17 protein-coding genes and 1 pseudogene are annotated in these 22029 nt (G+C 60.9%); 12 read left to right on the top strand and 6 right to left on the bottom strand.

All coding sequences use genetic code 11. The features are described from left to right. Positions 1 to 22: 22 nt before the first annotated feature. The 3 genes from panB (at position 23) to panD (ending at position 2197) form a co-directional block, all read left to right on the top strand. Positions 23 to 850, top strand: a complete 828-nt coding sequence (gene panB, locus OUZ52_RS02050; RefSeq protein ID WP_266156640.1) for a 3-methyl-2-oxobutanoate hydroxymethyltransferase — start codon at positions 23 to 25, stop codon at positions 848 to 850. Positions 851 to 867: 17 nt separating this feature from the next. Continuing rightward, entirely contained in the window at positions 868 to 1713 is an 846-nt protein-coding gene (panC, locus tag OUZ52_RS02045; RefSeq protein WP_266156639.1) for a pantoate--beta-alanine ligase, read from the top strand. Positions 1714 to 1813: 100 nt separating this feature from the next. Beyond that, a complete protein-coding gene (gene panD, locus OUZ52_RS02040) occupies positions 1814 to 2197 on the top strand; it encodes an aspartate 1-decarboxylase (protein WP_266156638.1) in 384 nt (127 codons plus the stop codon). A 168-nt stretch (positions 2198 to 2365) separates the two neighbouring features. On the opposite strand, the gene queG is transcribed toward panD, so the two are convergent. Next, positions 2366 to 3433 (bottom strand): tRNA epoxyqueuosine(34) reductase QueG, encoded by a 1068-nt coding sequence (gene queG, locus OUZ52_RS02035; RefSeq protein ID WP_266156637.1) that lies wholly within the window; start codon positions 3431 to 3433, stop codon positions 2366 to 2368. Positions 3434 to 3634: 201 nt separating this feature from the next. Here queG and OUZ52_RS02030 point away from each other — a divergent pair, with 201 nt between their 5' ends. The 5 genes from OUZ52_RS02030 to OUZ52_RS02010 all read left to right on the top strand — a co-directional run bounded on the left by OUZ52_RS02030 (position 3635) and on the right by OUZ52_RS02010 (position 10313). Beyond that, on the top strand, positions 3635 to 5131 hold the full coding sequence (locus OUZ52_RS02030; protein WP_266156636.1) for an NAD(P)H-hydrate dehydratase: 1497 nt from the start codon (positions 3635 to 3637) through the stop codon (positions 5129 to 5131). After that, positions 5128 to 5595, top strand: coding sequence for a tRNA (adenosine(37)-N6)-threonylcarbamoyltransferase complex ATPase subunit type 1 TsaE (gene tsaE / locus OUZ52_RS02025; RefSeq protein WP_266156635.1), 468 nt, complete (start codon positions 5128 to 5130; stop codon positions 5593 to 5595). Before OUZ52_RS02030 ends, tsaE begins: the two co-directional genes overlap by 4 nt. 200 nt (positions 5596 to 5795) lie before the next feature. After that, positions 5796 to 7430 carry an N-acetylmuramoyl-L-alanine amidase gene (locus tag OUZ52_RS02020; RefSeq protein ID WP_266156634.1) on the top strand — a complete coding sequence of 545 codons (1635 nt, stop codon included), beginning with the start codon at positions 5796 to 5798 and terminating at the stop codon, positions 7428 to 7430. A 59-nt stretch (positions 7431 to 7489) separates the two neighbouring features. Further along, on the top strand, positions 7490 to 9346 hold the full coding sequence (gene mutL, locus OUZ52_RS02015) for a DNA mismatch repair endonuclease MutL (RefSeq protein ID WP_266156633.1): 1857 nt from the start codon (positions 7490 to 7492) through the stop codon (positions 9344 to 9346). A 109-nt stretch (positions 9347 to 9455) separates the two neighbouring features. Then, positions 9456 to 10313 carry a DUF1684 domain-containing protein gene (locus OUZ52_RS02010; protein ID WP_266156632.1) on the top strand — a complete coding sequence of 286 codons (858 nt, stop codon included), beginning with the start codon at positions 9456 to 9458 and terminating at the stop codon, positions 10311 to 10313. A gap of 35 nt (positions 10314 to 10348) precedes the next feature. On the opposite strand, the gene OUZ52_RS02005 is transcribed toward OUZ52_RS02010, so the two are convergent. Further along, positions 10349 to 11131, bottom strand: coding sequence for an enoyl-CoA hydratase/isomerase family protein (locus OUZ52_RS02005; protein ID WP_266156631.1), 783 nt, complete (start codon positions 11129 to 11131; stop codon positions 10349 to 10351). Positions 11132 to 11289: 158 nt separating this feature from the next. Here OUZ52_RS02005 and bamJ point away from each other — a divergent pair, with 158 nt between their 5' ends. The 4 genes and pseudogenes from bamJ (at position 11290) to OUZ52_RS01980 (ending at position 15949) form a co-directional block, all read left to right on the top strand. Beyond that, positions 11290 to 12015: a BamJ family beta-barrel-assembly machinery protein gene (gene bamJ, locus OUZ52_RS02000; protein ID WP_266156630.1), complete on the top strand. Its 726-nt coding sequence runs from the start codon at positions 11290 to 11292 to the stop codon at positions 12013 to 12015. Positions 12016 to 12066: 51 nt separating this feature from the next. Continuing rightward, positions 12067 to 12860 (top strand): annotated as a pseudogene (locus OUZ52_RS01990) (NUDIX hydrolase). Further along, positions 12857 to 13717 (top strand): sulfurtransferase, encoded by an 861-nt coding sequence (locus OUZ52_RS01985; protein ID WP_266156627.1) that lies wholly within the window; start codon positions 12857 to 12859, stop codon positions 13715 to 13717. The pseudogene OUZ52_RS01990 and the gene OUZ52_RS01985 overlap by 4 nt, the downstream one beginning before the upstream one ends. A gap of 69 nt (positions 13718 to 13786) precedes the next feature. Continuing rightward, a complete protein-coding gene (locus tag OUZ52_RS01980; protein WP_266156626.1) occupies positions 13787 to 15949 on the top strand; it encodes a TIM-barrel domain-containing protein in 2163 nt (720 codons plus the stop codon). A gap of 84 nt (positions 15950 to 16033) precedes the next feature. Here OUZ52_RS01980 and OUZ52_RS01975 read toward each other — a convergent pair whose 3' ends face one another. The 4 genes from OUZ52_RS01975 to uvrA all read right to left on the bottom strand — a co-directional run bounded on the left by OUZ52_RS01975 (position 16034) and on the right by uvrA (position 21863). Further along, entirely contained in the window at positions 16034 to 16789 is a 756-nt protein-coding gene (locus OUZ52_RS01975; RefSeq protein ID WP_266156625.1) for an enoyl-CoA hydratase/isomerase family protein, read from the bottom strand. A gap of 35 nt (positions 16790 to 16824) precedes the next feature. Next, on the bottom strand, positions 16825 to 18285 hold the full coding sequence (locus tag OUZ52_RS01970) for a DUF4139 domain-containing protein (protein WP_425493755.1): 1461 nt from the start codon (positions 18283 to 18285) through the stop codon (positions 16825 to 16827). Between the two features lie 126 nt (positions 18286 to 18411). Next, a complete protein-coding gene (locus OUZ52_RS01965) occupies positions 18412 to 18921 on the bottom strand; it encodes an acyl-CoA thioesterase (RefSeq protein ID WP_266156624.1) in 510 nt (169 codons plus the stop codon). Next, positions 18918 to 21863 carry an excinuclease ABC subunit UvrA gene (uvrA, locus tag OUZ52_RS01960; RefSeq protein WP_266156623.1) on the bottom strand — a complete coding sequence of 982 codons (2946 nt, stop codon included), beginning with the start codon at positions 21861 to 21863 and terminating at the stop codon, positions 18918 to 18920. The genes OUZ52_RS01965 and uvrA overlap by 4 nt, the downstream gene beginning before the upstream one ends. Positions 21864 to 22029 lie beyond the last annotated feature (166 nt).

Raw genomic sequence — 22029 nt, 5'->3', positions numbered from 1 at the left:
TTTCTTAACGTAGGAACACGCCGTGTACGTGCAAAACCCTAATGTGTCCGTCCGCAAGCCGGTAACCGTGCCGGGGCTGCGCGCCATGAAAGCTGATGGGCGTCAGATCGTCGTGCTAACGGCCTACGACACCAGTTTCGCCTGGCAGCTGGAAATGGCCGGTATCGATGTGGCGCTGGTCGGTGATTCGTTAGGTATGGTGGTGCAAGGGCATCGCAGCACCTTGCCGGTGACGCTCGACCACATGGTTTATCACACCGCAGCGGTGGCCCGTGGTTTGAGCGCGACCTTGCTGATTGCCGACGTTCCGTTCATGAGCGATCGCGATGTGTCGCACGCTTTGGAGGCGGGGGCCAGGCTGGTCGGCGAGGGCGGCGCGGCAATGGTGAAGATCGAAGGCGCTGCGCCACATATTCTCGATGCCATCAAGGCATTGACGGATCGTGCCATTCCGGTGTGCGCCCATCTGGGTCTCACCCCGCAGTCGGTACACAAATTTGGCGGTTTTCGTATCCAGGGGCGCGAGCAAGAAGCCGCTGACCGGGTGTTGCAGGAGGCTTTGGCGGTGGAGGCTGCCGGGGCTGCGCTACTGGTCATGGAAGGGGTGCCTAGCGCGCTTGGCGAACGGGTGACGCAGGCCTTGTCGATTCCAGTGATTGGTATCGGGGCGGGCCCGCGTTGCGATGGCCAGGTGCTGGTTTTGCATGACATGCTGGGTATTACGCCGGGCAAGCGGCCCAAGTTCAGCAAGGATTTCCTGGCCGGACGCGATTCTGTGGCGGCGGCGATCGCGGCTTATGCCGAAGATGTCCGAAGCGGTGCTTTCCCGGCGCCGGAACATTGCTTCTAAGGCTTACTGAGTAAATTATGCAAACAGTGCAAGATGCTGCGGCGCTGCGCGCCGCTATTCGTGGTTGGCGCAATCAAGGTCAGACGGTGGGTTTTGTGCCGACCATGGGCAATTTGCATGCCGGCCATCATTCGCTGATCAAGCTGGCGCGGGCGCGTACCGACCGGGTGGTCGCCAGCGTTTTTGTCAATCCGACCCAATTTGGGCCGAATGAGGACTTCGAGCGCTATCCGCGTACCTTGGTGCAGGATCAGGCCGGCCTGGCCGAGCACGATTGCGATCTGCTGTTCGCCCCCGAAGTGGCCACGCTTTATCCCTTCGGTGCGCAAGGCAGCGTGAGTTTGCACGTGCCACAGGTCACCGAGACCCTGGAAGGGGCGCACCGGCCAGGGCATTTCGACGGTGTTGCCACGGTGGTGTGCAAGTTGTTCAGTTTGGTGCAGCCGGATATCGCGGTATTCGGCCAGAAAGACTTTCAGCAGCTCAAGGTGATTGAGCGTATGGTGCGTGATCTTTCGCTGCCGGTGAAAGTGATGGCGGCGCCGACCCTGCGCGCCGATGACGGTTTGGCATTGAGCTCACGCAACCAGTATCTCTCTGTCGCAGACCGGGCTTTGGCGCCGCAGATTTACGCTACGTTGCTGCAAATGCGTGAATTGATGGCGAAAGGGCATGCCTGGCGGGTCATCGAGCAGGTTGCCGCCGCTAAATTGACCAAGGCCGGTTTTCACCCGGATTACGCCGCCATTCGCCGTGCCGAGGACTTGTCCGAGCCCGCCGACGATGAGCGCGGTGGCCTGGTGGCGCTGATTGCCGCCCGTCTCGGCCAAACCCGCTTGATAGACAACTTGCTGTTCGATTAAGCGGCCCCACATCCAGATCGCCGGCGCTGTTGCAGTGCAAGGTCGTCGGCTCGATAATTGCGCAGCTGCGCAGGCCGTTCCTGCTGGAAAGAAACACGTCATGAATCTGAACATGCTCAAGGCCAAGATCCACCGCGCGACGGTGACCCATGCCGAGCTGCATTACGAAGGCTCGATCGCGATCGACGGCATTCTGCTTGATGCCTCTGGTATTCGAGAGTACGAGCAGATCCATGCCTGGAACATCAATAACGGCAAGCGCTTCGTGACTTATGCGCTGCGCGCCGAAGAAGGCTCCGGCATCATTTCGGTCAACGGTAGTGCGGCGCATCGTGCGCAGCCTGGCGACCTGATCATCATCGCGGCGTTTGCTCAGTTTGCCGAAGCCGAAGCCGTGCAGTTTCAGCCGACTCTGGTCTATGTGGATGCTGACAATCGCATCTCGCATACCAATCGGAGCATTCCCAAGCAGATGGTTGCTTGAGTTTCTTGCCTCTCTTGCTTGCAGGAGAGGGATGAGTCTGAATTGAGGCCTTCATCGTGAGGCCTCATTCGTTTGCGGATCTGAGTCCGTCAAACGACGAGTGAGTTGGCTTGACTGTGCCCCGTGGCATCGCCATCCGGTATGGCTTTAAAGCTTGAGCCGCGATATCTACGAAGACTGTCGAGTCAGTGCCCAGGCGACATGTTCGCGCACGAGCGGCGAAGCATGTTCGGCGCGTGCCTGCAGTGCTTGGCGCACCTCAGTCGAATGCGGTGCATTGCCCAGCGCGACAGCAATATTGCGCAACCAGCCCTGGTAACCGGTACGGCGGATAGCCATGCCTTCGGTGCGCTTGAGAAATTCTTCTTCGCTCCAGCTAAATAGCTCGACCAGCTTGGCTCCGTCCAGGCTATGGCGAGGGGCGAAATCAGGCTCGACGGCCTCTTGCGCAAACTTGTTCCATGGGCAGATCAATTGGCAGTCGTCGCAACCGAAGATACGGTTGCCTATCGGTGCGCGCAGCTCTTCGGGAATGCTGCCTTTCAGCTCGATGGTGAGATAAGAGATGCAGCGACGCGCATCGAGCCGGTAGGGCGCAACAATGGCTTGAGTAGGACAAATATCGATGCAACGACGGCAGCTGCCGCAGTGTGCGCTGGCCGGTTCATCGGCCGGCAGCGGCAGATCGGTATATAGCTCGCCAAGAAAGAAATACGAGCCCGCTCGCCGGTTGATCAGTACGGTGTGTTTGCCGATCCAGCCCATGCCGGCATTGCGCGCGAGCGCCTTCTCCAACACGGGGGCCGAGTCGACATAGGCGCGATAGCCGAAGTCGCCGATGGCGGCGTGGATGCGCTCGGCCAGTTTCTGCAGGCGATGGCGCATCAGCTTGTGGTAATCGCGCCCCAGCGCGTAGCGCGCCACATATCCTGCCGTTGGATCATGGATCACATCCCAGGCATTGCGGGTGCCTGGCGGAACATAGTCCATGCGCACGGAAATGACTCGTAATGTCCCCGGTTCCAGTTCAGCAGGCCGGCTGCGTTTGCTGCCATGGCGGGCCATGTATTCCATTTCGCCGTGATGCCCATCATCCAGCCAGCGCTGCAAATGCAGCTCGTCGTCGCCCAGATGAGTGCCAGCGATGCCGGCATCGGCAAACCCCAGCTCACGCGCCCAGCGTTTGATCTCGCCTGCCAGGGCGATGTAGTCGGTTGCGGGGAGGGGAGCGGTCATTGGCGTATTTTAGGCTTAAGGGCGGGGAACGGGGGTTTGGGAACGGGGAGCTTGAAGTTTGAGGGGCGTGGCGGCGCCACGTTCTTTTTGACCCCTTTTGCTTTTCTTTGCTTTTGCGCTTCTGCTCTTACGATCTTCCCCGTTCCCCGTTCCCCGTTCCCCGTTCCCCGTTCCCCGTTCCCCGTTCCCTATAATTCCCCGATGACCACCAGTACTCATCGCCACGATCTCTATACCGTCGACCAAGTACGTGCATTGGATCGCCGGGCCATCGAAACCCTGGGCATTCCTGGTTTTGAGCTGATGCGCCGCGCGGCATGGGCCGGGTTATCCAGTCTGCGCAGACAATGGCCACAGGCGAAACGCGTCGCGGTGTACTGCGGGCCAGGTAACAACGGTGGTGATGGTTTTCTGCTGGCGGCGCTGGCGCGTGAGGCCGGGCTGCAAGTTGAATTGCTGGCGCTCGATGCGGAGTTGCATGACGATGCGGCGCGAGCCCGTGCGGCTTATGAGGCGGCGGGCGGTGTTGTGCGGTGTTGGGATGGCCATTCACCGTTGCCTGATGCCGACGTGCATGTCGATGCACTGTACGGCACTGGGCTTGGGCGTGGGCCCGAACCTGCGGTGGCGGTATTGATCGAGAGCATCAACATCAGTGGCAAGCCGATATTGGCGCTGGATGTTCCATCCGGGCTGAATGCGGATACCGGGTATTGTCCGGGAGCAGCGATTCGCGCCGATCTGACGGTAAGTTTTATCGCCGCCAAGCGTGGCTTGTATACCGGGCAGGCTGCCGATCAGGTGGGTGGGCTAGAGCTGGATACACTCGGCTTGCCCGATGAGCTGTGGCGACCTTTGTTGGCCGATGCCGAGCTGATGCAAGTGCAAGTCTTGCCGCCACGTGCGCGAAGTGCGCACAAGGGCGATAACGGTCATGTGCTCGCCATCGGTGGCGATCATGGTACGGCGGGTGCGATACGTCTTTGTGCTGAGGCTTCGCTGCGTGCGGGTGCTGGCTTGGTCAGCGTCGCTACCCAGCTGACGAATCTGAGTGCACTGAATGCTGCGCGCCCTGAGTTGATGGCGCACGCCGTGAATGGGCCGCAGGCGCTGGCACCCCTGCTCAGCCGCGCCAGCGTGCTCGCCGTAGGGCCGGGGCTGGGGCAGGCTGCCTGGGGGCATGCCTTGTGGCTAACCGCATTGGACAGTGAGAAACCTCTGGTTCTCGACGCCGATGGACTCAATTTGCTGGCGCTGGAGCCGCGTTGTTTTACCCATCCCGTGGTACTGACGCCGCATCCGGGAGAGGCGGCACGGCTGCTTGGCGTCACCACTCAAGCGATCGCTATCGATCGCTTTGCGGCAGCCCGTATGCTGGCAAGGCGGTACGGCGCTGTGGTGGTGTTGAAGGGCGCGGGCAGTTTGATTGCTGATATGGATGGACGTCTAGCCGTCTGCCCGTGGGGCAATCCAGGCATGGCCTCCGGTGGTATGGGGGATTTACTGACTGGCATCGTCGCAGCCCTGCTTGCTCAAGGCTTGACCCCTTGGCAGGCGGCTTGTCTTGGGGTGGGTTTGCATGCGCGGGCAGGCGATGAAGCTGCTCGGGCCGGAGAGCGTGGCTTGATTGCCAGCGATTTGCTATTGCCCTTGCGCCAGCTTCTTAACGGTCAGCCTCCGCAAGGGCTGGGATCATGAGCGAGCAAATCTGGGAGCTCGCCGATGAAGCGGCCACCGAGGCCTTGGCTGCGCGATTGGCTGCGGCGCTGAGCGAGTCCGCGGATGGGCTGGTGATCTATCTGCATGGTGAGTTGGGCGCCGGTAAAACCAGTTTCGCTCGTGCCTTGCTCAGGGCTTTGGGCGTGGCCGAGCGTATCAAGAGCCCGACCTATAGCTTGGTTGAGTCCTATCGCATGCAAGGCCGGGTGGCCTGGCATCTGGATTTGTACCGCATTGCCGACCCGGGCGAGCTGGAGTGGTTGGGGTTGGATGCGCTATCCGATCCGGCCGCCCTGGTTTTAGTGGAGTGGCCGGAGCGCGGCATCGGCGCCTTGCCGGCGGCCGATCTGCAATTGGATCTGAGCTATGCCGGCAGCGGGCGTCAGGCGACTTGGCAGGGGCATTCTGCCCGTGGGCAGTGGATTCTCACCAAGTTGCGTTAACTACCTCTTAAAGCTCAAATTTACGCTAACTATGTGTCGGTCTTAATGTTTTTGTCGAAGATGGGGCCCATGAAGCGGCCTTCTGAATGCATGGCTTGCGGGTTATATCTGGATACAACCTGACGAATAGCTTGCAGGTTATGGATATTCAAAGGAAAAGCACTTGCATTCAGGAAAGTGCTGCGCTTCAATGCCGCCTTATGAGGGGATATCCGACTCGACTTCGTCTGTACACCTGTCTCGCTAGCTTGGCGATGGTGCCCTTGTGCGCGTCTCAAGCGGCCGATGTGAAGTCGGCAAGAGTCTGGGCTGGTCCCGAATACACCCGGGTGGTGCTCGATGTTTCCGGCCCGGTCAGCTACAAATTCGATCAAAATGGCGACCAGGTGGTGCTTAGCCTGGATCGCAGCGCCACGCTCGGTAGCTTCGCCGCGCCACCGGCCCAGGGCTTGTACAAGGGTTTGAGTAGCGACAAGCAGGGTGACCGTTTGCAGGTCACGGCCAAAATCGCGCCATCCAGCCACATCAAAAGTTTTCTGGTCAAGCCGTCGGCCGACGCCGGTTACCGGCTGGTGCTTGATGTTTACCCCGGTGGCACATCGTCCGCGGGCGTTACGCCCAAAATGGCCAGCACGGCCGCAAAAGCCGATAGCGCCAAGTCGGACAATGATGGATCGGATGACGACAGCGCGCCGGTGGCTGCTGCGGTAGTGGCCCCAGTAGCGCCAGCTGTATCGATGCCGAGCAAGGCTGCCTCCAAGAACAGTCTCAAGGCCAGCCAGAGCGGCATGGCGTCCACCCGGCAAGCGGCCTCGTTGATGAACGGCCAGCGCAAGGTCGTGGTCGCGATCGATGCCGGGCACGGTGGCAAGGATCAGGGTGCACATGGCCCCGGTGGCACCTTGGAGAAGAATGTCACGCTCGCGGTCGCCCGTGAACTGGCGGCGCAGATCAATCGTCAGCCGGGTATGAAAGCGGTACTGACGCGCGATTCCGACTTCTTTATTCCGCTGAAACAGCGGTATCAAATTGCCCGTGAGAACAATGCGGACATGTTTGTGTCCATTCACGCCGATGCGTTTACCAATGGCGACGCTCGTGGCTCCTCCGTATGGGTATTGTCCCCACGCGGCAAGACCAGCGAGGCGGCGCGTTGGCTGGCCGACAGCGAAAACCGCGCCGACTTGATCGGTGGCGTTTCTCTGGATGACAAAGACGACAGCCTCGCGGCCGTGTTGCTCGATTTGCAACAGGGTTATGCGATGCAGGCGAGCGAGTCGATTGCCGGCAATGTGCTGAAAGCATTGGGTAATCTTGGGCCTACCCATCGTGGCTATGTCGAGCGAGCCAACTTTGTGGTGCTGCGTTCGCCTGATGTGCCCTCGATCCTGGTCGAGACGGCTTTCATCAGTAATCCGGCGGAAGAGCGCAAATTGCGTGACCCCAGTCACCAGTCCCGGCTTGCCGAGGCGGTGATGGGCGGGGTGAAGAATTACTTCGAATCCACCCCGCCACAAGGCACCTGGTTTGCGGCACAAGCCGCCCGCCGGAACGGCGTCCAGCTAGCCAGCAATGATGATAACGACAGGTCCGATAGTGCCGATACCAAGGCATCCCCGGCGCCTGCCGCAAGCAAGGGCTCCAGCAACAACGTTGCCAGTGCATCGGCACCGGCCGATGCGGATGTACGCGATCTGCATCGTGTCACGCGTGGTGAGAGCCTGCGCAGTATTGCGCGCCAGTACGGCGTCAGCATCGGCGCGTTGAAGACAGCGAATCGTCTGAGTAGCGAAACGGTGCATGCAGGTACCGTGCTGGCTATTCCGGCAGGCTGATTGCTGATCTCGGGCGATATGGCGTTCCCTGCGGCGGACGCAGGCTTTAAGCTTGCCGCATGTCTGCTATCCGTACGCTGCCCCCCGAACTGATCAACCAGATCGCCGCTGGCGAGGTGATCGAACGCCCTTCTTCGGTCGTCAAAGAGCTGGTTGAAAATAGCCTTGATGCTGGTGCCACCCGGATCGAAGTCGAGATCGAGCAGGGTGGTTCGCGCCTGATTCGTGTGCGTGATGATGGCGGTGGTATCGCGCAGGACGAATTGCAACTTGCCGTGGCATCTCATGCCACCAGCAAAATCGGCAGTTTCGACGACCTGGAACACGTCGCCAGCATGGGCTTTCGTGGCGAAGCCTTGGCCTCAGTGTCTTCGGTGGCCCGTTTTGCGCTGACCTCGCGTGCACGCGGGCAGGATGCCGCTTTTCGTATCGAAGTCGATGGCGGTAAGGCGCAGGCGGCACGACCCGCCCAACATCCACAAGGCAGCAGCGTCGAAGTTCGCGATTTGTTTTACAACGTGCCGGCGCGGCGCAAATTTCTTCGCGCCGAGCGCACCGAGTTCGCGCACATTGACGACTTGCTGAAATCGTTGGCCTTGGCGCGCAGTTCGGTTGAATTTCGCCTTAGCCACAACGGCAAGCCCGTGCGCATTCTCAAGGCTGCCCGCGATGAGCACGCAGCCTTGCAACGCGTGGCCGAGGTGTTGGGCGAAGACTTTCCGGCACAAAGCCTGCGCATCGATCACGCGGTCGCCGGGCTGCATCTTTCCGGCTGGGTGGGTTTGCCTACCGCTTCGCGCTCGCAGGCCGATTCGCAGTATTTCTATGTCAATGGCCGGCTAGTGCGCGATCGTATCGTGACGCACGCCGTGCGCCAGGCCTACGCCGATGTGCTGTTCCATGGTCGTCATCCGGTATTTGTGCTGTACCTGGAGCTCGATCCCGTCGGTGTGGACGTCAATGTGCATCCGGCGAAGCATGAAGTGCGTTTTCGCGAACAGCGGCTGGTGCACGATTTTCTGTTTCGCACCTTGCACGAAGCCTTGGCGCAGACGCGAGCCGGGCAAGTGGTTTCCACGGCTCAATCGGTCGATGGCGCGTTGACCATGGCTGCGGGGGCGACGGCGGCATCGTATGCGCCCTCGGTGCCGGCCGCTTCGACCGGGTCTTATGGCTCGTTCCATCAAGGCGGATTCAATCAAAATCAGTTCAGCCAAAGCCGCTTGAATCTGGGCGTGCGCGAGCAGCCTTTGGCAGGTTACGCGGCCTTGTCGGGCGAGGCTCCACGTGATCGAAACCTCGACTCGCTACCGCCGGCCGACGAAGGCGAGGCGCCGCCCTTGGGTTTTGCGATTGCGCAGCTCAAGAACATCTACATTCTTGCCGAGAACGTGCATGGCCTGGTGCTGGTGGATATGCATGCTGCGCACGAGCGCATCACTTATGAAAAACTGAAGGCCGGCCGCGCTTGCAGCAATCTGCGTTCGCAAATGTTGCTGGTTCCGTTGAATGTTTCGGTGAGCGCCAAAGAGGCGGCGGCAGCAGAAGAGCATGCCGATGCTTTGGCCGAGTGGGGGCTGGAGTTGTCGCGTAGCGGCCCTTCCGGTGTGGTGATTCGGCGTATTCCCGCCTTGCTGGAAGGGGCCGACGTTGCCCAGCTATGCCGCGATGTATTGGCGGAGCTGGCTCAGCACGGCAGTTCACGCAGGCTGCAAGAGCTAGAAAATGAATTGCTTTCAACGATGGCTTGCCATGGCTCGGTGCGCGCGGGTCGTCGATTGACGCCTCCCGAGATGAACGCGCTATTGCGTGAAATGGAGGCGACGGAGCGCTCGGGCCAGTGCAATCATGGCCGTCCGACCTGGACTCAGTTGAGCCTGGGTGAGCTGGATCGATTGTTTATGCGTGGTCGCTGATCGGCTGGCTTAGCCTTCGGCCGTCCATACTGATGCGTCTCTCAAGTGGGGGTGTGCCTTGTTCCGTCATGTTTTAGCCAGTGTCGTTCTTAGCCTTGGAGCTGTCGCCGTGCATGCCGATACCGTTGCATCCAACCCCGATTTTCAGCGCGATACCCAGCAATGGCAGCAGCGGCGTGCGGCCGGTCTCACCGCAGCCAATGGCTGGTTGAGCCTGATTGGGCTTGAATGGTTGAAGCAAGGCAACAACCGCGTTGGCAGCGCCAGCGACAACGATATCGTGTTGACGGCAGGACCTGCTCATCTAGGTGTGATTACGCTAGACAATAGCGGAGCCGCACACATGGTGCTGGACAAGGACAGCGGTGCAACCATTGATGGCAAGCCCTTGCATGAGGCTGCCTTGATCGACGATGCGCATGCTGGCGACGCCAAGCCCACAACGGTGGCCTTCGGCACGGCGAATTTCTATATGATCGATCGCGATGGCCGCAAAGGCTTGCGCGTGAAAGACAGCAATGCATCCACGCGTACTCATTTCCTCGGGCTGGATTATTTTCCGGCCGATCCATCGTGGCGGGTGATCGCGGACTGGGTGCCGTTTGATCCGCCACATGAACTGGAAATTGGCTCGGTGCTAGGCACCGTGAACAAAGAAAAAGTGCCGGGCAAGGCAGTGTTTCAGCGTGATGGTCACACCTACGAACTGATGCCGATCCAAGAAGGGCCCGATTCGTTGTTCTTCATCATTGCCGACCGTACCTCCGGTCATGAAACCTATGGCGCGGCACGTTTTCTCGATGTAGCGCTGCCTAAAGACGGCAAGGTCGTGCTGGATTTCAATCAGGCCTATAACCCGCCGTGTGCCTTCACGCCGTTTGCCACCTGCCCATTGGCGCCACCTGAAAACCGCATGGACTTGCGGGTGACTGCCGGTGAGAAGAATTACCGCGGCGGGCATCACTGATCGCTGCTTGTCACAGCAATCAGGATGATGGCTAATTAGCGCCCTTTGAACTGCGCTTTGCGCTTTTCCAGAAACGCGGTCGTTCCCTCACGCATGTCCTGTGTGGCGAAGGCGAGGGCGAACGCCTGCGTTTCAAACTCCAGGCCTTGATCGATGCTGGTCTCGCCACCCAGCAGCACGGCGTCGAGAATGCCGGCGGCAGCCAGCGGGGCTGCCGCGGCCAATTGATCGGCCAGCGCGTTCACTGCTTCGTCCAGCGCCTCGGGGGCCACCACGCGGGTGACGATGCCCAGTTCGTAAGCGCGTTGTGCGCCGATCGGCGTGCCGCTAAGGCATAGCTCAAGCGCGGCACCGCGGCCGGCAAGTCGCAGCAGTCGCTGCGTACCGCCAAAACCAGGAATCAATCCGAGATTGATTTCCGGCTGGCCGAATTTTGCTTTCTCGCTGGCTACCCGCAAGTGACAGGCCATGGCCAGTTCCATGCCGCCGCCGAGGGCGAAGCCCTGGATCCGCGCGATCACCGGCTTGCCGAGCCGCTCGATAGCGCTCATCAGCTGCTGGCCGATGCGTGAGAAGCTCTGCGCCTGCACTGGTGTGTAGCCATTCATCTCGGCGATATCGGCGCCGGCGACAAAGGCTTTTTCGCCAGCACCCGTGAGTACCACGGTACGCACCGCGTCATCTTGTGCGGCTTGAGTAAACGCTATGCTTAGCTCGTTGAGCGTATCGCGGTTGAGCGCATTGAGCTTATCCGGGCGGTTCACCGTGATAGTGCGCACCGCGCCGCGGTTGCTGATTTCCAGGTTGCGATAGGCCATGGCGGTTATCTGTCGGCTAAAGCGTTCATGTTAGCAGCGGGAACCTTTGTTTCAGCAGGCTTTCTTAGAGCCTGCTGAAACAAAGGTTACGGCGGCGCTGCACGATCTGCCATAACCGCTTAGCATGATAGGGTTCGCGTACGGTGATGGAGGATGGCATGAGACAACGGTGTTGGCTGGCTCTGGGCATGTTGTTGCTGGGAGGTCTGGCGCATGCACAGAATCGTGCGGCGCCGCCCGGCACGCCGTCGGTCAAGCCGGATAAGGCCAAGCTGTCCTATGCCATCGGCTACCAGATCGGTAGCCAATTCGTCAGTGGCGAGCCGGATGTGGACATCACCATCCTGCAAAAAGCCATTCAGGACGCCTACTCCAAGCGCAATCCCTCGGTATCCATGCAAGACATGCATCAGCAGTTGCAGCGCATGGATCAGCAGATGCATGACAGCGCAGTGGCGGAGTACAAGCGGATCGCCGCGGCCAATGCACGCAAGAGCACCGATTACATGGCGCACAACCGCCAGCAGGCAGGGGTGGTGCAGCTGCCGTCGGGCGTTCAATACGCGGTGTTGAAGAAAGGTGACGGCATGGTGAATCCGTTGGTCAACAGCATGGTCACGGTGAACTACCGCGGGATGCTGGTCGACGGTACCGAGTTCGACAGCACCTGGGCGCGTGGCGTGCCGGTACATTTTGCGGCAGACAAGGTTATCCGCGGCTGGCAAGACGTTATCCCGCGGATGCACGTGGGCGATCGTTGGAAGGTCGTCATTCCGCCGCAGCTGGCTTACGGCGATGTCGGGGCCTTGCCGCGTATCGGGCCCAACGAGGCGCTGGTGTTCGAAATCGAATTGCTGGATATCAAGCCACCGGAGTCGCCTTAAGCGATAACTCCTGCTGCCTCGCGGGCGCGTATGGGCTAGCATGAGCAGCCCATGTCGAACGAATCTTCTGCTGTCATCACGATGCCTTTAAGCCCTTGTATCGGCATTTGCCGATTGGATTCGCGCGGCTATTGCGAGGGTTGTCAGCGCACTGGCGATGAAATCGCCCGTTGGCGTGGCATGAGCGATGCCGAGCGCTTGCACTACATGCTCGATATATTGCCTACCCGCCAGACCCCGTGATGGAAGAGCAACTGTCCGCGCTATTGACCGCGCTGCGACCGTTGTCGTCACCACCTAGCGCGCCGGGTTGGAACCATCTGGAAATGACTGAGCTGCTTGGCGATACGCCACGCAGCCCGGCTGCCGTGCTGGTCGGTTTGCGGCAAGGTGTGCAGCCACGGCTGGTGCTTACCGTGCGCACCGATCATTTGCAGGCGCACGCCGGCCAGGTCGCTTTTCCTGGTGGCCGCACCGACCCTGAAGATGGCGACGCGCTGACCACGGCGTTGCGTGAAAGCGAAGAAGAGATCGGCCTCGACCGCGCGCTGGTGACGCCACTTGGCTATCTGGATTGCTTCGAGACGATTAGCGGCTATTGCGTCACTCCGGTGGTCGCCTGGATCGACGCGCATGCGCCGTTGTACCCGGCACCGGCCGAGGTCGCCGAAGTATTCGAGGTGCCCTTGGCGTTTTTACTGGACCCCGCCAACCTGCGCCGCTACACCATGGAGTTTCGCGGTCATCGTCGGCCGATGGTGGAATTCGTCCACGGCGGGCATCGTATCTGGGGTGCCACTGCCGCGATATTGTTAAATCTGTTGCATAGGATGGGTCGCGCATGAGTCTTCATACGACGTTGATCGATGCCGCCAGTCTCGCGGCGCTGCCACCGGACCAGGTGTTGATCGTCGATTGCCGTTCGTCCACAGCCGACCCCGGTCAGGGCGAACGTGATTACCTGGCGGGGCATATCCCCGGTGCGGTATTCGCCAGCCTCGATCATGACCTTTCCGATCTGTCACGCCAGGGGCAGGGCTTGGGCCGGCATCCGTTGCCGCTGGAGCGGGCCTTCTCGGCCGTGCTGTCACGCTGGGGCTGGTATCCGGGGCTGCAAGTGGTTTGCTATGACGCCCAGGGCGGTGCGCTCGCCGCCGCGCGATTGTGGTGGCTGTTGCGGCTGACCGGTGTCACCGAGGTGGCGGTTCTGGACGGTGGTTATGCGGCGTGGCAGGCCGCGGACTTGCCGCTAGATACCTCGATGCCAGTGCGGCAAGCAACGCAGGTCGAAAGACACTACGACAGCCAGCAGGTCGTGCTTGATCACCAGGCTTTGCATACTGCCCCGGCGCCGGTGCTGTTGGATGCACGGGCCGCGCCCCGCTATCGCGGCGAAGTCGAGCCGCTCGACCCGGTAGCCGGCCATGTCCCCGATGCATTGAACCGGTCGTTCGCCGAGAACCTGGCGACGGATGGTCGCTTCAAGCCGGCGGAAATCTTGCGGCAGGAATTTCTCGCCTTGTTGGGCGCGGCGTCAGCTGCCCAGGTGGTGCATATGTGCGGCTCGGGCGTCACGGCTTGTCACAACCTGTTAGCGATGGAACATGCCGGGTTGAGCGGCTCGCGTTTGTATGCGCCATCATGGAGCGGCTGGGTTAGCGATCCTTCGCGACCCGTCGCAACCGGCGACGCGCCTCGCTGAGTTCGCGCAGCGGGGTTTTCGTACGGCGCGATTCACCTTGCATCACCGCACTAGGTCAGGTGTCATCGCATGCTGAAGCTAGCCACCCAAAGCTTGTTTGTGTTGTCGTTGTGCCACTTTGCCGGGATTGCTATGGCTGACACGTCACCCAGGGAGGCCGTAGCTACCGGTCGTATCGAGAAAATCGGCGCTGGCATCGTGGCCTTTTTGCCGCAAGGCATGAAGGCTTACCCGGCCTCGCTGACACTGGTCAAGGCACCGGTTTTGCAAGGGCAGCCACCGTCCGGCTGGGCGATCAAACCGCAATTCGTACGTAGCGGTGCAGGCAGCCGGGTCATCGTGCAGATACCCGCAGGGGCCGACCTGTATGGCACCGGTGAGGTCACCGGGCCGCTGCGTCGCAATGGCAGCACGATCACCCTGTGGAATACCGACAACTTCGAATATGCCCGCGAAAGCGGTCATCAGCTTTATCAATCGCATCCCTGGGTATTGGGAGTGCGCAAGGACGGTAGCGCCTTCGGGGTGTTGTTCGATTCTACCTGGCGGGCCGAGCTGGATACCGGGCAGCGTATCGTCTTCGCTTCGAGCGGGCCGCCGATGCCGGTGATTGTGATTGATCGCGCCTCGCCACAAGCCGTCTTGCAGGGGCTGGCCGAGCTGACCGGCAAGATGCCGCTGCCGCCGCGCTGGGCCTTGGGCTATCAACAATCGCGCTGGTCCTATACGCCCGATACGCATGTGCTCGAGATCGCCGATGAATTTCGCAGACGCAAGATTCCGGTCGATGTGATCTGGATGGATATCGACTATATGGACGGCTTTCGTGTCTTCACCTTCAGCGCAAAAGATTTCCCCGACCCGAAGCGGCTTAACAACGCGTTGCACGAGCGCGGCTTTCACAGCGTCTGGATGATCGACCCTGGGGTGAAGTTCGACCCCGGCTATAAGGTGTACGACAGCGGTACCGCGCACGACGTGTGGGTCAAGGATGCGCAAGGTGGTGAATATCACGGTGAAGTGTGGCCAGGCGAAGTAGCTTATCCGGATTTCACCATGCCAGCCACGCGCAGCTGGTGGTCGGCGCTATACAAAGGGTTTATGGCACAGGGCGTCGATGGCGTGTGGAACGACATGAATGAGCCATCGGTATTCAAGGTGCCGAGCATGACGATGCCAGACGACAATTGGCATCGCGGCGGTGGCGAATTGTCACCCGGTTCGCATCTGCAATATCACAACGTCTACGGCATGTTGATGGCACAGGCAACCCGCGATGGCATCCAGGCGGCGCTGCCAGATAGACGGCCGTTTGTATTGACGCGGGCGAACTTTCTGGGTGGTCAGCGCTATGCCGCGACCTGGACTGGCGACAACACTTCGACCTGGGAGCATTTGAAGATGTCGATCCCGATGTCGATCAATCTCGGCTTATCGGGGCAGCCGTTCAGCGGTCCGGATATCGGTGGCTTCAGTGGCGAGGCAACAGCCGACCTGTGGGCGAACTGGATCGCCGTTGGCGCGTTCTATCCGTTTTCACGGGGGCATACGATCAAGGCGGCGCAACAGAAAGAACCCTGGGCCTTCGGGCCGGCCGTCGAGAACACGGCACGGATTGCCATCGAGCGCCGGTATCGGCTGCTGCCTTATCTCTATACGTTGTTTCACGATGCCTCGGTGAATGGCATGCCGGTGATGCAGCCGGTGTTTTTCGCTGATCCGCGCGATCTGTCACTGCGTAGCGAAGCGCAGGCGTTTTTGCTCGGGCGCGATCTGTTGGTGGTGCCAGCCTGGGCGCGCCAGCCGGCTTTACCCAAAGGCATCTGGCGCAAGGTTTCGCTGATCGAAGGTGAGGTTGCCGATCCCCATCAGGCCGCCTTGAAGCTGCGTGGCGGGGCGATCTTGCCGCTGGGCAGGGTGGTGCAAAACACCCACGAAGAATCGCTGGACCCGCTAACCCTGCTGGTCTGCTTGGATGCGGATGGCGAGGCGCAGGGCAGTCTGTATGAGGACGCCGGCGAAGGCTATGGCTATCGCCGTGGTGACTATCGCCTCACGCGCTATCGCGCTCAACGGCAAGGTGACACCGTGCACGTAAGCATCGCCGGTAGCGACGGTAAGCGAAGGGCTTCGAGCCGCGATATCGTCGTGCAAGTCGTCACCGACGATGGCGTGTTTACAGGTAAAGGGCCGGATGGCCAAGTGGTGGTGCCCTTGCGATCACCGCATTGATTGCGCGGATGTATCGTTGACCCGCCGCGCGAGCCGCATCGAGTGCGGCCGGGGCCGCACTCGATGCGTCGGTTGGGCCGAGCTTTAGTCTTTTTTCTTCAGCCGCGCGACCAGTTGTTGCAGCACAGCCTGGGTTTCGGGGTGAAAGAACCCATCGAGAAAATCATCCAGCGGCAACGCATCGACATCGGCGTAGGCTTCGGCGAGATCGGCCCGAGCCAGGGCTCGGGTGGCCAGCATCGCGCGCGGCGGCAGGGCAAGCAGCTGGGTCAGCCAATGGATGGCCTGTGGAACGACTTGCTCGGTGGCCACGACTTCGTCGACCAGTCCATAGCTCAGCGCCTGCTGCGCATCGACCATGGCGCCGGCAATCAGCAGCCGCTCGGCGCGATAAGCACCGATGACGCGACGCATGGCGAACTGGATGCATTCGGGGACGATCAGCCCGACCTGTACTTCGTTGAGGCCGATGCGGAATGTGCCCTGGGCCATCACCCGGTAATCGCAGAACAACGACAGTACCGCGCCGCCGGCAGGGCTGTGGCCGGTGATGGCTGCCACCACCGGGACCGGCGAGCGAGCGAGCGCGGCGCAAACGCTGAAAAATTCGCGCCAGTATTCGTGCACGCCCTGGCGGTCGCGGCCGAGCAAGGCAGGTACATCCACGCCCGCGGAGAACATCCCCTGGGCACCGGATAACACGATGCCGCGCGCTCCCTGGCGTACGGCTTCATCTAATGCACGGCGCAGTGCCTGCAACAACTCGAGACTGAGCGCATTGACCGGCGGCCGCGCCAGATTGATCTCGGTGATCGCATCGTGAGTGATGACATTAAGCATGAACTATCCCGATCAGTAGTGGATGGAGAGATGGCTTATTGTGGCTGTTCTGCAGCGGTCCATTGATAGCGAACCGCATAATCCAGCGTGGCCTTGCCGCCGGCGGGGACTTCGATGCGGAACTCCAGCAGGTCCGGCTTTTGCTCGCTGGGTTTGCTGGACGAAGAGACCAGGGTCCATTGCCGCCAGCGATTGGGGTGTTCGCGCACGGTGATCGTGCGCGCGGTGTCGCTGGCATTGCTCAGCTTGATGCGGAAGGCTTCGTTCAAGGTGCGGCCGGCCTTGTCCACACTGAAGGCCGTGCGCTCGCGCTGGGCTTTCAGATCGAACGCGGTGCCCAAGGTGATCGTGGCATCGCTGTCTTTGGGTGTGTCGTTGATGCGTCCTTCGCCAATGAATTGCGGCGTGCCGTCGCGGTCGGCGCTCAACACCCGCAGGTAACCCGCCGGCAGGCTGTCGAAGGCTTTCAAGCGCAGGGTGCTGACGATGGCCTCGCCGCCGCCTTGGCTGAAATCGCGCCCGATCATCGGCTGCGGCGGTATCCAGCTGCCGCCGTTTTCATACAGCGCAGTGCGTTCGCAGTCGATGGTGCGGGTGGTGTACAGCGGCACCTGGCTGACGCTTCCGTCGGGTAGGTCGACGGCCGCGGGCAGGTTGTAGATGCGGTAGTCGGCCAGGGTGGATTGCTCGGGTAGTTCGGCGTCAGCACTCTTGGCGCGCGGGGCCGCCGCAAAAGCCATCATCACCGGTCGTGGCGCCGAGGCTTTGGCGAAATGAGGTTCGCCGGCGACCAGCTTGAGCTGCACCCCGCTCCAGTCCCGGCCGCTACGGTTGGCGATGCTGGCGCGCGATTCGAATTGCAGCTTGCAGCTGGCCCCCGGTAGCAGGGTGCCGATGTAGGCGGCGCGCCAGCCGAGGCCGGCGGTCGGGTAGCTCAGTACAGCCTTGGCGGTGCCCGCACGGCTAGCATCGAGGCGCAGCTCCAGGCTGGAGCCGGTGCTGAAGCTGCCGCGTGCACGCACGGCAGCATAGTCACGAATCAGGCTGGTATTGCCGGCAGCGTCGCGCACCAATAGGCCATCGCCCGCCCGTAATAGCGTGCCGGTGGCTAACGGTTGGGCATTGCTGCCCAGCACCTCGATGGACTGGCCGATCAGGCTGCCCAGTGCGGCGTTCTGGCCTTGACCGAGGCGCAGGCGTTGAGAAAGCACCTTGGCCGCATCGCCCTCGACATAAAGCGAAAGCGCCTCAGTGTCGAGAAACGAAGGCAGGCCACCGAGACTTAGATCCTGCACGCCGCTTTTCAGCTCCAGCTGGCGGGGTTCGCGAGCGACCGCGTAGCCCGCCTGCACGGCACCATTATCACCGGCACCGAATAGGGCGGCATCGTCACTGCGGTAGAGCGTGAGCTCGGTATGGTCGGCCGGCGCGGCGGCCACCGACGTGGTGGCTGCGATACAGGCAAGGGCGAGGGTACGCAAACGGAACAGATTCACGGGCGAACTCCGGTGAGGTGGTCGCCGAGCATCTTACCGAGGCTGCATGAAGCCTCGGTATCTAAATATGCGGGGCCTGTTCAAGATCTCCCCGGTACGTGCCGTGAGGAGACTTTGAGCGGACTCTCAGGCACCCGCCGATTCGGCCGAATCGCGAATCGCCTGTGGCAAGGGCACCGGTGTGCCGGTGGATGGGTTCATCCACACCATGACTACCTTGCCGTCGCTATACAAACGATCGGTCTGCTCCGCATCGACGATGCGGTGGGCGATGGTGATCGATGTGTGGCCAAGCCGCTCGCACGATAACTCGACATTCAACTGTGCCGGCCATTCGATCGGCTGGCGATAATTGACTTCGCTGGCAGCCAGCACCGGCATGGCATGTTCGTCGAACCACGGCCCCGGCACATGTCGTAGCCATTGCAGCCGCGCCTCTTCCAGATAGGTCAGGAAGTTGGAGTTATTGACGTGGTTGAACGCGTCCAGATCACGCCAGCGCACCCCGATGGAGGCGACGAACAACGGTTCGTCACTGGCCTGGACTGGCAATGCTGCGGTGCTGTTTTCACTGGCCGTTTTGTGGCGCTTGCTTGGCTTATCCGTCTCGGCTGCCGTGGTGTCGCTCGAACTCATGCTTTCTTTTTCCGTGCCGTCAGGCTGGGTTTGCTATTGTTCTTGGCGCTGCTTTTGGCCGGCGCTTTGCTGCTGCTTTTTGTCGCGGCTTTGTCAGGGGCTTTGGCGGGCTTGACCATGTTGAGATGGGGCGCGAGGAAGTGGCCGGTATACGAACTGGCTGTGCTGGCGACTGTCTCCGGGGTGCCGGCCACCAGGATGCGGCCGCCGCCGGCACCGCCTTCCGGGCCAAGATCGACAATCCAGTCGGCCGTCTTGATGACATCCAGATTGTGCTCGATGACGACCACCGTATTGCCCTGCTCAACCAGTTGGTGCAGCACGTCGAGCAACTGCTCGATATCGTGGAAGTGCAGGCCGGTAGTTGGTTCGTCGAGGATGTATATGGTGCGGCCGGTATCGCGCTTGGATAGCTCTTTCGATAGTTTGACGCGCTGCGCCTCACCGCCGGAAAGCGTTGTCGCGCTTTGCCCGAGCTTGATGTAATCCAGGCCCACCGAGCGCAAGGTATCGAGTTTGCGTGCGATGGTCGGCACGTTCTCGAACAGCTTATGCGCGTCCTCCACCGTCATGTCGAGCACGTCGGCGATGGTGTAACCCTTGTAGTGAATTTCCAGGGTTTCGCGGTTATAGCGTTTGCCGTGGCAGGCATCGCAAGGCACGTAGACATCGGGCAGAAAGTGCATTTCCACCTTGATCATGCCATCGCCTTCGCAGGCTTCGCAGCGGCCGCCACGCACATTGAAACTGAAGCGGCCCGGGGTATAGCCACGTGCGCGCGATTCAGGCACCTGTGCGTACAGCTCACGCAGCGGTGTGAACAAGCCGGTATAGGTCGCCGGGTTGGAGCGCGGCGTGCGGCCAATCGGTGACTGGTCGATATCGACGACCTTGTCGAAAAGCTCCATCCCTTCGATCGATGTATACGGTGCCGGTTGTGCGCTGGCGCCGTTGAGCTCGGCTGCGGCCAGGCGGAACAGTGTGTCATTGACCAGGGTGGATTTGCCCGAGCCGGATACGCCGGTGATGCAGGTAAATAATCCGGCGGGAATCGCCAGGTCGACGTTCTTCAAATTGTTGCCGCTGGCGCCTTTGAGGTGCAGCCACGAATCTTTGTCGATCTGTTGCCGGCGTTCTGTCGGCACTTCGATCGCGCGGCGCCCCGAAAGGTATTGGCCGGTGACCGAACGCGGTGAGGCGAGGATGTCTTTCACCGTGCCTTGCGCAACGATTTCGCCACCATGCACGCCCGCGCCGGGGCCGATGTCCAGGACATGGTCTGCCGCGCGAATCGCATCTTCGTCATGTTCGACCACGATGACCGTATTGCCGAGGTCGCGCAGACGGGTAAGCGTACCGAGCAGGCGTTCGTTATCGCGTTGATGCAAACCGATCGACGGTTCGTCCAGCACGTACATCACGCCGACCAATCCGGCGCCGATCTGCGAGGCGAGGCGGATGCGCTGCGCTTCGCCGCCGGAAAGCGTGTCGGCCTGACGGTCCAGGGTGAGGTAGTTCAGGCCCACGTCGTTGAGAAAAGTGAGCCGCTCGCGGATTTCCTTGACGATTTTTACGGCAATTTCGCCGCGCCAGCCGGCCAGCTTCAACTGATCGAAAAAGATCAAGGCGTCGTCGATGGAGCGGTTGGTGAGCGATGGCAGGGCGTGGTCGGCGACGAATACGTTGCGCGCCGAACGATTCAAACGTTGGCCGCCGCAATCGGGGCAGGGATGATCGCTGATGTACTTGCTCAGCTCTTCACGCACCGCCGACGATTCGGTTTCTTTGTAGCGTCGTTCCAGGTTCGGCAGGATGCCTTCGAAGGCGTGTTCACGGGTGACCTTGCCGCCCCGCTCGGTGAGGTAACGGAACTGGATCTTGTCCTTGCCGCTGCCGTACAGCACCGCCTGCTTTACCGGGGCGGATAACTGCTGCCACGGGGTATCCACCTCGAAACCGTAATGATTGGCCAGCGAAAGAATCAGCTGGAAATAATGTGCGTTGCGGCGATCCCAGCCGCGCACCGCACCGCCAGACAATGGCAGTTCCGGGTGGCCCACCACGCGAACCGGATCGAACACTTGAGTAACGCCGAGACCATCACAGGTAGGGCAGGCGCCGACCGGCGAGTTGAATGAAAACAGCCGCGGTTCCAGTTCTGGTAGCGAGTAATCGCACACCGGGCAGGAATAGCGCGAGGACAGCAACTGCTCGGTCGCCTTGGGATCATCCATATTGACCACGATGACCAGGCCATCACCCAGGCGCAGGCCGGTCTCAAACGATTCGGCCAGGCGCTGCTTGATATCGTCACGCGGACGGAAGCGGTCGATCACCACTTCGATGGTGTGCTTTTGGCGCAGGGTCAGCGGCGGCACGGCGTCCAGGTCGTAGACCGCGCCATCGACGCGTGCGCGCACAAAGCCTTGCGCCCGCAGCTGCTCGAATACCTGTACATGCTCGCCCTTGCGTCCGCGAATGACCGGCGCCAGCAACATGAAGCGCTTATCCGCATCCAGGGCCAGCGTGGCGTCGACCATCTGGCTGACGGTTTGCGCTTCCAGCGGAATGCCGTGATCGGGGCAGCGCGGCGTGCCGACACGGGCATACAGCAGGCGCAGGTAGTCGTATACCTCGGTAATCGTGCCCACCGTCGAACGTGGATTGTGCGAGGTGGATTTCTGCTCGATCGAGATCGCCGGCGACAGGCCTTCGATATGGTCGACGTCCGGTTTTTCCATCATCGATAGAAATTGCCGGGCATAGGCCGAAAGCGACTCGACGTAACGCCGCTGCCCTTCAGCATAAATAGTGTCGAAAGCCAATGACGACTTGCCAGAGCCCGACAGACCTGTAATGACGATCAGCCGGTCGCGAGGCAGGTCCAGATCGATATTTTTGAGGTTATGCGTGCGAGCGCCGCGAATGCGGATGGTGTCCATAGCGCCTGGGGACGGGGGGAAAAGTGAACTATACCAAACTAGACAGGTTACTTATTGCCCTCGTCGCCATGGATCGGGAAAGTTTTTGCCTGGGTCCATAGATGCTTTGATCTACTTCAACGTCTACGCCGAATAGGTCAGGGCATTCCCAAGTTATGGCCTAATA

The organism is Dyella silvatica (assembly GCF_026283955.1).
Taxonomy (GTDB): domain Bacteria; phylum Pseudomonadota; class Gammaproteobacteria; order Xanthomonadales; family Rhodanobacteraceae; genus Dyella_C; species Dyella_C silvatica.
The sequence above is the reverse complement of the archived record's forward strand: the minus strand, read 5'-3'. Positions and strand labels throughout refer to the sequence as shown.

Bases quoted from the DNA above. Each gene is read 5' to 3' on its own strand.
- panC (WP_266156639.1), top strand. From the start codon at position 868: ATGCAAACAGTGCAAGATGCTGCGGCGCTGCGCGCCGCTATTCGTGGT.
- panD (WP_266156638.1), top strand. From the start codon at position 1,814: ATGAATCTGAACATGCTCAAGGCCAAGATCCACCGCGCGACGGTGACC.
- queG (WP_266156637.1), bottom strand. From the start codon at position 3,433: ATGACCGCTCCCCTCCCCGCAACCGACTACATCGCCCTGGCAGGCGAG.
- OUZ52_RS02030 (WP_266156636.1), top strand. From the start codon at position 3,635: ATGACCACCAGTACTCATCGCCACGATCTCTATACCGTCGACCAAGTA.
- tsaE (WP_266156635.1), top strand. From the start codon at position 5,128: ATGAGCGAGCAAATCTGGGAGCTCGCCGATGAAGCGGCCACCGAGGCC.
- OUZ52_RS02020 (WP_266156634.1), top strand. From the start codon at position 5,796: ATGAGGGGATATCCGACTCGACTTCGTCTGTACACCTGTCTCGCTAGC.
- mutL (WP_266156633.1), top strand. From the start codon at position 7,490: ATGTCTGCTATCCGTACGCTGCCCCCCGAACTGATCAACCAGATCGCC.
- OUZ52_RS02005 (WP_266156631.1), bottom strand. From the start codon at position 11,131: ATGGCCTATCGCAACCTGGAAATCAGCAACCGCGGCGCGGTGCGCACT.
- bamJ (WP_266156630.1), top strand. From the start codon at position 11,290: ATGAGACAACGGTGTTGGCTGGCTCTGGGCATGTTGTTGCTGGGAGGT.
- OUZ52_RS01985 (WP_266156627.1), top strand. From the start codon at position 12,857: ATGAGTCTTCATACGACGTTGATCGATGCCGCCAGTCTCGCGGCGCTG.
- OUZ52_RS01980 (WP_266156626.1), top strand. From the start codon at position 13,787: ATGCTGAAGCTAGCCACCCAAAGCTTGTTTGTGTTGTCGTTGTGCCAC.
- OUZ52_RS01975 (WP_266156625.1), bottom strand. From the start codon at position 16,789: ATGCTTAATGTCATCACTCACGATGCGATCACCGAGATCAATCTGGCG.
- OUZ52_RS01965 (WP_266156624.1), bottom strand. From the start codon at position 18,921: ATGAGTTCGAGCGACACCACGGCAGCCGAGACGGATAAGCCAAGCAAG.
- uvrA (WP_266156623.1), bottom strand. From the start codon at position 21,863: ATGGACACCATCCGCATTCGCGGCGCTCGCACGCATAACCTCAAAAAT.